The sequence below is a fragment of the Zhihengliuella salsuginis genome (genome assembly GCF_014651715.1).
GTDB lineage: Bacteria > Actinomycetota > Actinomycetes > Actinomycetales > Micrococcaceae > Zhihengliuella > Zhihengliuella salsuginis.
The window spans coordinates 1-12,763 of record NZ_BMXK01000018.1; the positions used below are offsets into that span (position 1 = coordinate 1).

Here is a 12,763-nt window from a genome sequence, read left to right on the forward strand (position 1 = left end):
CCCTCCGCGTTCCACTCCGCCGTCCCCAACGGGACCGGATCAACCTCCGGATTCGTCTTGTCATCCAAGACGTCGACCGTCCTGTCGGTCTCGGCATCCAGGTCGAAGGCGACCGGGACCGGATCGCTCATTGCGGAGCGCTGCCCGTCGTGCCACGTGACGACGGCCGTGTTCTCGCCGGTCGTCTCGGCGGTCACACCGTCGGTCGTGCACGTGTAGTCCAGCACGACCTGGCTGCTCGGGGCGATCGTGACCGTGCCGTCGGCGTTCAGATCGTCATCGGCAACCGTGCAGACCAGGCCCTCGACCGAGATCGTGTCCTCGACCTCCGCCACGATCCACCCGGACGCGAACGAGTTCGGGTTCTCGACCGTGATCGTCCCGCCGAGCTCGAAACCGCTGTCCACGACACCACCGGGCGTCGCGAGCACCGTGTAGCCGAACTCCGGCACCGGATCCTCCTCGCCGACCGTCACCGTCGTCCGGTCCACGTCCTTCGAGACATCCCACAGGTACAGACGGTCGAAGGAACCGTCGATCGACTTGTCGACCATCAGCGGTGCCTCGCGGCACGCCTCGGCGATCGCATCATCCTCAGCCAGCGGCAGCCCCTGCTCGCCGATGACGCTGGCGATGTTGACGAACTCGGCGCACGTCCCGGCCTCGCCCACGTTCCACGTGAGCTCGTACGTCCGCGTCTCCGGTTCCATCCCCTCCGACCACGTGATCGTCCACTCGGGGTCGAAGGTGAAGTGGTCGTCCTCGACGACGACCGTCTCGTTGATCGGGGTGACCGACCATTCGCCGGCGACGACCTCGGCGGTGCCGGTGGCTTCACCGGTCGGCGTCGAGGCGGCTTCGGCGTCCCACACCGCGGTGGCGACGTTCTCGCCGTCGTACGCCGGCTCGCTCGTGAACGTGCAGGTGTACTCGAACGTGGCCGCGCCCTCGGGTGCGATGACCCGAACGGCGTCCATGACGGTGCACTCGGCCCCGCCGCCGATGTCGACGGCGTCGCTCACCGTGGCCTCGATGTCCTGCCAGTCGTTGGGGTTGGAGACGGTGATCTCACCGCTCATGGCCCAGCCCGAGTCCGCGAACCCGGAGTCGGAACCGGATGTGTCCGGGCCGACAGTGACCTCGTATTCGACGGTCACGTCGCCGGTCTCGGGATCGGCTTCGAAAGGCTGGTCGCCGAGCGCGGTCTTCTCGATGTCCCACAGATAGGTGCGGTCGAAGCTGTGGATCACGTTCTTCTCGACCACCAGGTCGGCACCGACGCAGAGGGTGGCCTCGGCGTCGTCGGACTGACCCGTCTCGACGATCGTCGCGGTGTTCTCGAACGTCTGGCATTCGCCGGCAGGAACCTCCCGCGTCAGCGTGTACTCCTGCTCGTGGACGGTGCCCTCGGCAGTCCATTCGATCTGCCACGCCGGGTCGAACGTGAACTGGCTGTCCTCGACGGTGATCGTCTTGTCGACGTCCGTCACCGTCCATTCGTAGCCGGCACTGGCCGTCGCCTCGGCCTGGGGCGCCGACTCGGGGGCGTCGACATCCGACTGCTCCTGCGGGTAGTCCGCGCGGCTCCACGTCAGGGAGACGTCGTTGGTGCCCGAGGCCTCCTCGGGCTCCTGCGCGACCTCGCACGTGTAGTCCAGCACCGTGCTTCCGGCGGAGAACTGGACCTGTTGCCCGTCGGCCGCGCCGACGTCGACGACGTCGACCACGCAGGCCGTGCCGTCACTGAGCTCGTCCTCGATGGTGGCCACCATCGGCCCCGCATTGGGGTTCTCCACTGTGATGGTGCCGCTGGCGACGAAGTCCGACGTCGTCCGCGCCCCCTCCGTCACGCTCACGAGGTAGGTGAAGTCGGCCGTCGTCCCGGACTGCTCGATCCGGGTCTGGTCCACCGACTTCTCGATATCCCACCCGTACGTCGCCGTGTAGGAGGCCTCGATCGTCTTCTCGACCGTCAGCGGTTCCCACGCCAGCGGATCCTCGAAGGTGAACGTCACGTCCCCGCCGGCCTCGACGGTCTGCGGGCCCTGATCCCGGTCTGCCGGCAGCAGGTAGCCGTCGGGGGCACCGACCTCGGTGACCGTGTACGACCCCGGGTTCACCTCGGCCAGATTGATGGTGCCGGCCGCCGGGTCGTCGTCGTTGGCGTCGTTGTCCGTGATCGTCAACGTGCCCGTCCCCCCGGGCAGCGGGTTCGGGCCGATCTCGAACGTCGCACCGCCCAACGGGGTGCCGGACTCGTCCGTCTTCACGATCGTCAGTCCCGCACACAGATCGATGTCGATCGAACCGCCGACGAAGTCCTTCAGTTCGGAGTTCTCGCTGGCCGACGCGGCGGAGCGGAGCATGATGCTGGAGAAGGAGAAGTCTCCGCACTCGAGCATTCCGTCGGCCCCGCCGAGGATGGCCGAGAGGTTGAATTTGAACTCGACGAGTGTGCCGTCCTGGCTGACCACGTGAGCCCATGAGCCGGCGGGGAGCGACGAAGTGGCCCATGCCGAGCCGGTCCAGGTCTGGATCTGGGGCGTCGAGAACGAGTCGTTGTTCGCCGGGAAGATCAGCCGGAGGTCTCCGGCGGTCCTGACCGGGACTGTGGCGCCGTTGCCGTTGACGGTCGGCGGCAGCTGGTTGAGTTCCAGGAAGTAGCCGATCTGCCCGTTGGCCGTGGTGCGTTCGAACGCCAGCCACAGCCACGCGTCGTCCTCCACGTATTCGGCGGCAACCCAGGTGTCACCGACGTCGCCGGCGCCCGGAGAGCTCGCCGACGAGTCGAAGTTCCACGAACTCGGGTTGTTCTCCTTCGACCCCTGGTCGTAGATCGTCGGATCCGCGTTGCCGATCGGGTCGGTCGCCATGTCGATGTCCGACGGCCAGTCGAGCTGGAATTCACTCGGCGAGGCGAACGGTTCGACAGCCAGGATCTCCGGCTCCTCGACCGGCTCCTCTTCGACGGCAGGCTCCTCACCTGCGGGTTCCTCGGCCTTCTTCTCCTGCGGTGCCGGTGCGGGCTCCGGAATCGGTGCCGGCTCCGGTGCGGGCTCTTCCTTCGGTGCTGGCTCCGGCGCGGGCTCCTGTTTCGGTGCAGGTTCCGGCGCGGGCTCCTCCGCCGTTGGTTCTTCAACCGGCTCAACCGGCGGTGCCGGCTCGGCGGCCGGCGCCTCCCGCTTGGCAGGCTCTTCGGCCGGCTCCTCAGCAGTGGTGGTCGCCGTCTTCGCCGCGGGTTCCTCGTCGACGGGCGCGTCACCGTCGGCGGGTTCCGTCTGCGCCTGCGTCGTCGCTGCCTCCTCGGCCGCGGCCGGGAACTGGTCCCCCTGGATCGCCGCCGTGGCGACGCTGCCGGAGAACATCAGTCCCGCGGCGAGCCCCATGGCGAGGAATGTCTTTAATCCGCGAAGCCAGCTCCGGGGCACGCGGCTGAGATGTCGTGACATGTCGTCCTCTTGAAAATGCGTGTGAATGCCGAATGCCAGCGAGATTGTTCAATAAATTCTGCGAACTGGCATAGATAAGGAGGGACGATCCGGTGCGCCGGGATGCGAGGTTCTGGCTGTGGGGCCCTGCGTCAGCGTTCAGCTCATGGAACGGGCAGGGTGCTGCCGCAGCCACCGGCGGCCGGATTCGGCCGTGACGAGGCAGCGGTCAGAGTGCGGTTCGTCGTCGATGCGACGGTTTCAAGAGGATTCGGCGGCGCGGAGATCCTGTGCCTGCCCGTGCCGCGGAGCTGATGTCCGCCGGCCGGGGGCCGCCCCCAACGTATTCGTGTTCCATGGCTCTCGGGTCCTTGTCAAAGGTCCCCCCCGATGCCTGACACGCCCATCCTGCTCGCAGGACGGAACACCCCGAGTATAGGCAGGTGCACCCGGGTTCGGGAAGGTTTCGCCGGCATTCTTTCCGGCGGTCTTCCCCGGCCCATCGACACGGCCCGCGCCGTGCACTACGTTAATGTTGACTAACTGCTGCGTTGCCGCCGGCCCCGGAACGGTGACCTGCGCGAAACGGCACGAATCCCAGAGAAAGCAGGCAAGATCTCATGTCCGACCTCAACGACGCGGTCATCGTCGGCGGTGCCCGCACCCCTTTCGCCCGGTTCAAGGGAAGCCTTGCCGGTTTCACGGCCGTCCAGCTCGGTGCCCACGCCGTCACCGCCGCCCTCGCGGCGTCGGCTGTCGACGCCAGCGCGGTGAACGCCGTCGTCTTCGGGCAGGTCGTTCAGGCCGGCGCCGGCCAGAATCCCGCGCGGCAGACCGCCATCGCCGCGGGCATCGGCTGGGATGTCCCGACGGTCACGGTCAACAAGGTCTGCCTCTCCGGCCTGGCCACGATCACCGACGCCGCCCGACTCGTCCGCCTCGGCGAAGCCGACGTCGTGGTCGCGGGCGGCCAGGAGTCGATGACCAACGCTCCCCACGTCCTGCCCGGCAGCCGCATGGGATGGACGTACGGCGACATCAATGCGGTCGACTCGGTCGCCCACGACGGGCTCACCGACGCGTTCGAGAAGATCTCGATGGGACTGAGCACGGAGCAGAAGAACTCCACGCTCGGCCTGACCCGCGCCGAGCAGGACGAGGTCGCCGCCCTCTCGCACCAGCGGGCCGCCGCGGCCCAGCGCGACGGGGTCTTCGACGCCGAGATCGCGCCGGTTCCGGTCCCGCAGCGCAAGGGCGATCCCGTCGTCGTCGCCGAGGACGAGGGCATCCGCCCGACGACGACCGTCGAGTCGCTCGGAAAGCTGCGTCCCGCGTTCACCGCCGATGGAACGATCACGGCCGGCAACTCATCGCCGCTCTCGGACGGCGCCGCCGCCGTCGTCGTGGTCTCCCGCGCGTACGCGGAGGCCCACGGGCTGCATATCCTGGCGACGATCGGCGAACCCGGGCAGGTCGCGGGCCCCGACAACTCGCTGCACTCGCAGCCGTCGAACGCGATCAGGGCGGCGCTGGCCAGGGCCGACCTCGACGTGCGCGAACTGGACTTCATCGAGATCAACGAGGCGTTCGGCGCCGTGGCCTGCCAGTCCCTGCTCGACCTCGGCTACCCGCTGGAGCGCACCAACATCCACGGCGGCGCGATCGCCCTCGGCCACCCGATCGGAGCCTCCGGTGCCCGTCTGGCGCTGCACGCGGCCCTCGAGTTGGACCGGCGCGGCGGCGGGACCGCCGCGGTCAGCCTGTGCGGCGGGGGCGGGCAGGGCGAAGCGCTGCTCCTGCGGCGCTGATCCGCACGCCCGCCCAGTCGGCACCGCGGGTGACGGCCTCGGCCAGCGGACGGCCCAGGGGGCGTTCCACCCAGCGGTGGACCGCGTAGGCCGCTCCGAGGACGGTCAGCATGACGACCGCCAGCGTCAGGGGCGGCGGCAGGTGCTCCGCGAGGACGCCGATCCCCCACCAGCCCCACATCTGGTGCAGGAGGTAGACCGGGTAGGTGAGCGCACCCGCGACGGCGAGGCCGGGGACGTCCAGATTCGCGGCCGGCGTGAGCGTGATCAGGGCGAGGAGCGCGAAGATCGCCACCACCATCGGCCAGTAGGACTCGGGGGCGATCTCGTAGCCCACGAGCCAGTCGACCTCCCCGCTGAGGCGGATGCCCGTGAAGTAGGCGGACAGTGCCACGTTCAGTCCGAGGATGATCCAGCGCAGCGGGGAGTGGCCGAAGCGGTAGATCAGGAACAGGACCATGCCGCCGGCGAAGAGCGGGGCGTGCTGCTTCATCAACGCGTCCTCGAGGACCGTCAGGCCCATGGCGTCCGCGAAGATGCCGGCCGCCGGCCAGAGGGCGGCGAAGGCCAGCACCCTGCCTGGCGTGAGCCAGCCGAGCAGCATGAAGACCAGGATCCACGCGTAGAAGCGCAGCTCCACCCACAGCGTCCAGTAGACGCCGTCGATGCTCTTGACCTCGAAGGCCGACTGGATCATCGTCAGATTCATCGCCCAGTCGCCGAAGGTGAAGTCGTCCCCCACTCCGGGCCATACGAAGAACAGCAGCACCCCCGTGGCGAGGACCGCCACCCAGTACGCCGGGAAGAGGCGGCCGATGCGGGAGCCGATGAACTTGGCTGGGCGCTTCCCGTAGCTGGAGAGCAGGATGACGAACCCGCTGATCACGAAGAACAGCGGCACGCCGAGGTTGCCGAGCGCGGTCACCTGGCTGAGTCCGTGCCAGGTCTCGCGGGCGCCCTCCGGGCCCCAGTTGCTGTGGTTCCAGGCCGTGTAGTGGTAGAACACCACCATCAGGGCGGCCACCAGACGGAGCCCGTCCAGCAGCGCCAATCGTCTATTCATAACGAACAGGTTACGAAACGATTCTTGGCGTCCCGTGTGATCTGCTGAGAGCTTCCTGAGAATTAAAAGCGAACGGCCCCACCAGCGTGCGCACTGCACGCGGATGGGGCCGTTCGAACCGAGAATACTCTCGGCAGGTTCCGAGGAACCTACTTGAGGGTCACCGTGGCGCCGGCGCCCTCCAGGGCCTCCTTGGCCTTCTCGGCTGCGTCCTTGTCGACGCCCTCGAGGACAGCCTTCGGAGCGGAGTCGACAACTTCCTTGGCTTCCTTCAGGCCCAGCGAAGTCAGGCCGCGGACCTCCTTGATGACGCCGATCTTCTTCTCGCCGGCCGACTCGAGGATGACGTCGAACTCGGTCTGCTCCTCGGCAGCGGCTTCGCCTGCGCCACCGGCCGGGCCAGCAACGGCGACGGCAGCAGCGGTGACCTCGAAGGTCTCCTCGAAGGCGGTGACGAACTCGGAGAGCTCGATGATGGACATTTCCTTGAAAGCTTCGAGCAGCTCTTCGTTGGTGAGCTTCGCCATGGTGTGGCGTCCTTTCCTTGGGGCAGCGGTCAAGCCGCTGCAGAGATGTGCTGTGGGGTGGAAGAAGTCTTAGGCTTCTTCGGCGGCGTCGGCAGCAGGTGCTTCCTCGACCTGGGCGGCGGGAGCTTCAGCGCCGCCTTCTTCTTCGCGCTTGGCACGCAGTGCCTCGATGATGCGGGCTGCTGCGCCGGCCGGAGCCTTGAGCACGCCTGCAACGCGGGCGAGCTGGTGCTCGCGGGACTCCAGGGCTGCCAGAGCGGCAACCTCTGCGGAGGTCATTGCCTTGCCCTCGAAGTAGCCGGTCTTGACGACCAGCTTCTCGTTGCTCTTCGCGAATTCCGTCAGGCTCTTGGCCGCGGCCACTGCATCGCCCCTGATGAAGGCGATGGCGGTCGGACCGGCAAGCTGGTCGTCGAACGCGTCGACGCCGGCCTCCTTGGCTGCGATACCGGTCAAGGTGTTCTTGACGACCGAGTACTTGGTGTCAGCACCAAGCGAACGGCGCAATTCCTTGAGCTGCGCAACCGAGAGCCCGCGGTATTCGGTCAGGACAGCGGCGTTCGACTCTTTGAAGTCTGCAATGGTCTCCTCAACTGCGGAGACCTTGTTCGGCGTTGCCATAACCCTCCTTCCGGGTCTGTGTCTGATGCCGGTCGGATCCTGTCCGGGAGGACTGCACATAAAAAACGCCCCGTGCAGGTGCACAGGGCTTCAGGAACCGCTCGGCGTACGACGACGTCGCGCGGCTTTCGAAGAAAGTGTCACCTGCGTGGGCCGTCCTCTACGAGGATCTTTCAGATGCCGACCATCCTCTGACGAATCAGATTCTGGACACACATCGACCGACGGTCTTAGGTAGCAACTACTGTACCGGTCGTCCCGGTGGACGCCAAATCGGCTACCGCGGGCTCGGGGCCACCAGATCGAACCTGTTCCCTAGACTGGTCTGCATGGAACCGTTCCGTGACGCCGAGCTCAGCTGGCGGCCGCTGCTGCGCGCCGATCTGGCCATGCTGGCCGGGTGGCTGCGCGAGCCCCGGGCCGCGCGCTGGTGGAACCACGACACCACGGAGGCTGCGATCGAACGCGACTTCGGCGCGAGCGTCCGGGGCGAGGAGCCGGGCGAGGATCTGGTGGTCTGCCTGTCGGGCCGGCCGTTCGGGCTCGTGCAGCGCTCCGTCATCGACGACTACCCGGACGACGCCGCCGAGTTCGGCGCCGCCGTCGAACTGCCTCCGCTCGCCGTGGAGCTCGACTATCTCATCGGCCTGCCAGAGCTGCGCGGACGAGGCCTCGGCTCCCGGATGATCGCCGGCATGGTGCACAGCACGTGGCGGGACTACCCGGACGCTCCGGCCGTCTTCATCGCCGTGGTCGCCGCGAACACCGCCTCGTGGCGGGCTGCCGAGAAGGCCGGCCTGACCCGCGTCGCCGAAGCGCCGATGCGTCCAGACAACCCCGTGGACGATCCGCTGCACTACGTCTACCGCGTCGACCGCCCCTGACGACCTCCTCCGGGGCTCCGCGGCACCAGAGCGGTGATACGCGTGTGGCCGCCGCCCCGGACGGGACGACGGCCACACGCGGCTCAGGTCTGTCGATCAGCCGACGACGACCTTGGTGACGTTCGGGTCGACCTGGATGCCCGGACCGAAGGTCGTGGCAACCGTGGCCTTGCTGATGTAGCGGCCCTTGGAGGAGGTCGGCTTCAGGCGGAGGACCTCTTCGAGGACTGCACTGTAGTTCTCGGCCAGCTTCTGGGCGTCGAAGGACGCCTTGCCGATGATGAAGTGCAGGTTCGAGTGCTTGTCGACGCGGAAGTCGATCTTGCCGCCCTTGATGTCGCCGACGGCCTTGGCCACGTCCATGGTGACCGTGCCGGTCTTCGGGTTCGGCATCAGGTTGCGCGGGCCGAGGATCTTGCCCAGGCGGCCGACCTTGCCCATCAGGTCCGGGGTCGCCACCGCGGCGTCGAAGTCGGTCCAGCCGCCCTGGATCTTCTCGATCAGGTCGTCGGAGCCGACGAAGTCGGCGCCGGCGGCCTTGGCGGCCTCGGCCTTGTCGCCGTTGGCGAAGACGACCACGGTTGCGGTCTTGCCCGTGCCGTGCGGCAGGTTGACCGTGCCGCGGACCATCTGGTCGGCCTTGCGCGGGTCGACGCCCAGGCGGAATGCCACCTCGACGGTCGAATCGGTCTTCGCCGAGCTGGTTTCCTTAGCCAGGGCCACTGCCTCGGCCGGCGCGTAGAGCTTGCCGGCCTCGATCTTGGCTACAGCTGCCTCGAATGCTTTGCTGCGCTTTGCCATCTGCTTGTTCTCCTTATGCAGTCGTGGTCTCTATGGGTCGCGCTCGACCCTGCCACTGCGTCCCGTTCCGGCCGTCCGGCCGTCGGGCTCTTCTTGTAATGGGGGTGCTCCGAGGATCTCGGAGCGGGTGAGGGTCTTAGCCCTCGACGGTGATGCCCATGGAGCGGGCGGTACCGGCGATGATCTTGGCGGCGGCCTGGACGTCGTTGGCGTTCAGGTCCACCATCTTCTGCTCGGCGATCTCCTCGCACTGAGCCTGGGTCAGCTTCGCGACCTTGTCGGTGTGCGGAGTGGCGGAGCCCTTCTGCACGCCTGCAGCCTTCTTGATCAGCTCGGCGGCCGGCGGGGTCTTCGTGACGAAGGTGAAGGAGCGGTCTTCGTAGACCGTGATCTCCACAGGGATCACGTTGCCGCGCTGGGACTCAGTCGCCGCGTTGTAAGCCTTGCAGAACTCCATGATGTTGACACCGTGCTGACCAAGTGCCGGACCGATCGGCGGTGCCGGGTTGGCGGCACCTGCCTGGATCTGCAGCTTGATGAGGCCGGTGACCTTCTTCTTGGGGGCCATGTCGGGTCCTTCTTCTCATTGCGTTGTCCTGGTGCACAGGAGCGTGCGTCAGGGGTTTGGCTGCCGTGGCGCGGCAGCCGGACGGCCCCATCCGGTCAAAGCGGTCCGGAGGAGGCCGAAGCTTCAATTCTACTGGATCTTGGTGACCTGGCCGAACGAGAGGGTCACCGGCGTCTCGCGCTCGAAGATCGACACGAGGACGACCAGCTGCTGGGTCTCGAGCTTGATCTCGGAGATCGTTGCGGGGAGCGTCTCGAACGGGCCGTCGTTCACGGTCACGGACTCGCCGACCTCGAAATCGACGTTGACCTCGGTGATCGGAGCGCGGCCCGGCTTGGACGAGGCCTTCTCCGCCTCCTCGGTGATGACCGTGTGCTCGAGCATGGAGAACACCTCGTCCAGGCTCAGCGGAGCCGGATCGTGGGCGTTGCCGACGAAGCCGGTGACGCCCGGAGTGTGGCGAACAGCACCCCACGACTCGTCCGTGAGGTCCATGCGCACCAGCACGTAGCCGGGGATGCGCACGCGGCGGACGATCTTCTTGGTGGTGTTCTTGATCTCCACGACGTCTTCCATGGGGACCTGGATCTCATAGATGAAATCCTCCATGTTGAGCGTCTGGGCTCGCGTCTCGAGGTTCACCTTCACACGGTTCTCATAGCCCGCGTAGGAGTGGATGACGAACCAGTCGCCCGGCTGGCGGCGCAGCTGGGTGCGCAGCTCCTCCTTCGGGTCGACTTCGGGCTCGGCGTCCTCGGCGTCGGCCGTCTCGGACGGTTCCGAGGACTCCGCGTCGGCCGAATCGGACTCAACCGGCTCGGCGGCCTCGGGCTCTTCGGTGGGCTCGGCCTCGGTCGGCGCGGGCTGCTCGACAGCCTCCGAAACAGCAGAATCGGCCGGCGCCTGCTCGGCGTCGACCTCGGTTGCCGGCTCGACGTTCTCGTCGTTGCCCTGCGCTTCGAGTTCCTGATCGGACACTAGGTTCCTGCTTTCTGTAACTGGCTAACCAGAAGTATTCATCGTGCGGCGGCCGCGTCCGGCCCTTGATGACCGCGTGTGAGACTTACTGTTCCAGCTGGTTCGTGAAGACGAAGATCGACGCCTGACCGAACAGGAAGTCCAGTGCACTGACAATCACCATCACGACTGCGACGAAGCCGAGGACCCACAGCGTGTAGCTGAACCAGTCCCTCTTCGTCGGTGTGACGACCTTCTTCAGCTCGGAGGCCACCTGACGGAGGAACAGCGCGATTCCAGCGAGAATCCCCCGCCGGTCCCCCTTGCCGGGGTCCTGCGGATTGTTCGAGCTGCCAGCCGCGATCTCGGTCACAGTTCCTCGTTCCAGTCATATGTGGTGAAACAGCCACGGTGCCCCGCTGGTCCCTCGGACCCGCGAGACACCGTGACATGGATTTCGCTGAGCACGTCACGGTTGCCCGTGATTGCCACTGCGCAGGGCAGACAGGACTCGAACCTGCAACCTGCGGTTTTGGAGACCGCTGCGCTACCAATTGCGCCACTACCCTTCGATGCGTTGCATCCCGATCATACGGCCTTGACGAGCTCCGCCCGCAAGTCGCGCCTGATCGCGGCGTTTTCCAACACCGAGGAACAAGTTTACGCAATCGGGCGGCGCAAGTCGAACCGGGATTCCGCCGGGGCCGCGACACCGGCCCCGGACCCTCTGATCTCACCGGCTCCGGCGGGAACCGCGGCGCGCCTGCGCCGCCGTCGTGCGCGGACGTAAAGCACGCCCGCGGGTGGTGCCCGCGAGGTGGGGTGAGACTAAGCTGGAGCCACCTGCACCCAAACAGCACGCTAGGAAAGCGAGACAGTCGCGCATGTCACGGATCTCCCGCCGCATCGGTTCCATCGCAGAGTCGGCCACGCTGGCCGTGGACGCGAAAGCCAAAGCCCTCAAGGCCGCGGGGCGGCCCGTCATCGGCTTCGGCGCCGGCGAACCCGACTTCCCGACCCCCGACTACGTGGTCGAGGCGGCGATCGAGGCCGCGAAGAATCCGCGCTTCCACCGCTACTCCCCCGCCGGCGGCCTGCCGGAGCTGAAGGCGGCGATCGCCGAGAAGACCCGCCGCGACTCCGGCTACGCGCTCGAGGCGAGCCAGGTCCTCGTGACCAACGGCGGCAAGCAGGCCGTCTACAACACGTTCGCCACGCTGGTCGATCCGGGCGACGAGGTCATCGTGCCCGCGCCGTTCTGGACGACGTACCCGGAGTCGATCCGCCTCGCCGGCGGGGTGCCGGTCGACGTGTTCGCCGGCCCCGAAGCCGGGTACAAGGTCACGGTCGAGCAGCTAGAGGCCGCGCGCACCGAGCGCACCAAGATCCTGCTGTTCGTCTCGCCGTCGAACCCGACCGGCGCCGTCTACACGCCGGACGAGGTCGCCGCGATCGGCCGCTGGGCCGCGGAGAACGACCTGTGGGTCGTCACCGACGAGATCTACGAGCACCTCGTCTACGAGGGCTCCGAGTTCACGTCCATCGCCACCGCCGTGCCCGAGCTCGGCGACAAGGTCGTCATCCTCAACGGCGTCGCCAAGACGTACGCGATGACCGGCTGGAGGGTCGGCTGGATGGCCGGCCCCGCCGACGTCGTCAAGGCCGCGACCAACCTGCAGTCGCACGCGACCTCCAACGTGTCGAACGTGTCGCAGATGGCCGCCCTCGCCGCCGTGTCCGGGCCGCTCGACGCCGTCGACGAGATGAAGGTGGCGTTCAACCGCCGCCGCCTGGCCATGGTCGAGGGGTTGAACCAGATCGAGGGTTTCTACGCGCCGATGCCGGAGGGAGCGTTCTACGCCTACGCGGACGTCCGCGGCGCTCTGGGCCGCGAGATCGCCGGGGTGACGCCGCAGACGTCGGCCGAGCTGGCCGCGCTCATCCTCGAGAAGGCCGAGGTCGCGATCGTCCCCGGCGAGGCGTTCGGCCCGTCAGGGTTCGTCCGGCTGTCCTACGCGCTCGGCGACGAGGACCTGGCCGAGGGCGTCGGCCGCATGCAGAAGCTCCTCAACGGCTGACCCGGACCGTCCGCGCGCGGCCCTGTCC

Annotated in this window: 11 protein-coding genes and 1 tRNA gene; 3 read left to right on the forward strand and 9 right to left on the reverse strand. The window is 67.4% G+C overall.

Annotated elements, in window-relative coordinates; translation table 11 throughout:
* A partial coding sequence (locus IE069_RS14915) for a prealbumin-like fold domain-containing protein (protein WP_229791202.1) occupies positions 1–3,386 on the reverse strand: 3,386 nt, incomplete at its 3' end.
* Positions 3,387–4,048: 662 nt separating this feature from the next.
* Here IE069_RS14915 and IE069_RS14920 point away from each other — a divergent pair.
* A complete protein-coding gene (locus IE069_RS14920) occupies positions 4,049–5,236 on the forward strand; it encodes an acetyl-CoA C-acetyltransferase (protein ID WP_189351474.1) in 1,188 nt (395 codons plus the stop codon).
* Here IE069_RS14920 and IE069_RS14925 read toward each other — a convergent pair.
* The 3 genes from IE069_RS14925 to rplJ all read right to left on the reverse strand — a co-directional run bounded on the left by IE069_RS14925 (position 5,184) and on the right by rplJ (position 7,447).
* A complete protein-coding gene (locus IE069_RS14925; protein ID WP_189351475.1) occupies positions 5,184–6,299 on the reverse strand; it encodes an acyltransferase family protein in 1,116 nt (371 codons plus the stop codon). The genes IE069_RS14920 and IE069_RS14925 overlap by 53 nt on opposite strands.
* 149 nt (positions 6,300–6,448) lie before the next feature.
* On the reverse strand, positions 6,449–6,826 hold the full coding sequence (gene rplL, locus IE069_RS14930) for a 50S ribosomal protein L7/L12 (protein ID WP_189351476.1): 378 nt from the start codon (positions 6,824–6,826) through the stop codon (positions 6,449–6,451).
* Between the two features lie 69 nt (positions 6,827–6,895).
* Positions 6,896–7,447, reverse strand: coding sequence for a 50S ribosomal protein L10 (gene rplJ, locus IE069_RS14935; protein ID WP_189351477.1), 552 nt, complete (start codon positions 7,445–7,447; stop codon positions 6,896–6,898).
* 329 nt (positions 7,448–7,776) lie between these two features.
* Here rplJ and IE069_RS14940 point away from each other — a divergent pair, with 329 nt between their 5' ends.
* Positions 7,777–8,331 (forward strand): GNAT family N-acetyltransferase, encoded by a 555-nt coding sequence (locus tag IE069_RS14940; RefSeq protein WP_189351478.1) that lies wholly within the window; start codon positions 7,777–7,779, stop codon positions 8,329–8,331.
* 96 nt (positions 8,332–8,427) lie between these two features.
* On the opposite strand, the gene rplA is transcribed toward IE069_RS14940, so the two are convergent.
* From rplA to IE069_RS14965, 5 genes are all read right to left on the reverse strand, one after another.
* Positions 8,428–9,132: a 50S ribosomal protein L1 gene (gene rplA / locus IE069_RS14945; RefSeq protein WP_189351479.1), complete on the reverse strand. Its 705-nt coding sequence runs from the start codon at positions 9,130–9,132 to the stop codon at positions 8,428–8,430.
* 136 nt (positions 9,133–9,268) lie between these two features.
* Positions 9,269–9,700 carry a 50S ribosomal protein L11 gene (gene rplK, locus IE069_RS14950; RefSeq protein ID WP_189351480.1) on the reverse strand — a complete coding sequence of 144 codons (432 nt, stop codon included), beginning with the start codon at positions 9,698–9,700 and terminating at the stop codon, positions 9,269–9,271.
* A 129-nt stretch (positions 9,701–9,829) separates the two neighbouring features.
* A complete protein-coding gene (gene nusG, locus IE069_RS14955) occupies positions 9,830–10,678 on the reverse strand; it encodes a transcription termination/antitermination protein NusG (protein ID WP_189351481.1) in 849 nt (282 codons plus the stop codon).
* A gap of 85 nt (positions 10,679–10,763) precedes the next feature.
* Positions 10,764–11,030, reverse strand: coding sequence for a preprotein translocase subunit SecE (gene secE / locus IE069_RS14960; protein WP_189351482.1), 267 nt, complete (start codon positions 11,028–11,030; stop codon positions 10,764–10,766).
* Positions 11,031–11,153: 123 nt separating this feature from the next.
* A tRNA-Trp gene (locus tag IE069_RS14965) sits at positions 11,154–11,226 on the reverse strand.
* Positions 11,227–11,541: 315 nt separating this feature from the next.
* Between IE069_RS14965 and IE069_RS14970 the strand changes: the two genes are divergently transcribed.
* A complete protein-coding gene (locus IE069_RS14970) occupies positions 11,542–12,735 on the forward strand; it encodes a pyridoxal phosphate-dependent aminotransferase (RefSeq protein WP_189351483.1) in 1,194 nt (397 codons plus the stop codon).
* The last annotated feature ends 28 nt before the right edge of the window (positions 12,736–12,763 follow it).

What these genes read in the sequence shown, in the direction of transcription:
- IE069_RS14925 (WP_189351475.1), bottom strand. Translation starts at nt 6,299, where the DNA reads ATGAATAGACGATTGGCGCTGCTGGACGGGCTCCGTCTGGTGGCCGCC.
- rplJ (WP_189351477.1), bottom strand. Translation starts at nt 7,447, where the DNA reads ATGGCAACGCCGAACAAGGTCTCCGCAGTTGAGGAGACCATTGCAGAC.
- IE069_RS14940 (WP_189351478.1), top strand. Translation starts at nt 7,777, where the DNA reads ATGGAACCGTTCCGTGACGCCGAGCTCAGCTGGCGGCCGCTGCTGCGC.
- rplA (WP_189351479.1), bottom strand. Translation starts at nt 9,132, where the DNA reads ATGGCAAAGCGCAGCAAAGCATTCGAGGCAGCTGTAGCCAAGATCGAG.
- rplL (WP_189351476.1), bottom strand. Translation starts at nt 6,826, where the DNA reads ATGGCGAAGCTCACCAACGAAGAGCTGCTCGAAGCTTTCAAGGAAATG.
- IE069_RS14920 (WP_189351474.1), top strand. Translation starts at nt 4,049, where the DNA reads ATGTCCGACCTCAACGACGCGGTCATCGTCGGCGGTGCCCGCACCCCT.
- rplK (WP_189351480.1), bottom strand. Translation starts at nt 9,700, where the DNA reads ATGGCCCCCAAGAAGAAGGTCACCGGCCTCATCAAGCTGCAGATCCAG.
- IE069_RS14970 (WP_189351483.1), top strand. Translation starts at nt 11,542, where the DNA reads ATGTCACGGATCTCCCGCCGCATCGGTTCCATCGCAGAGTCGGCCACG.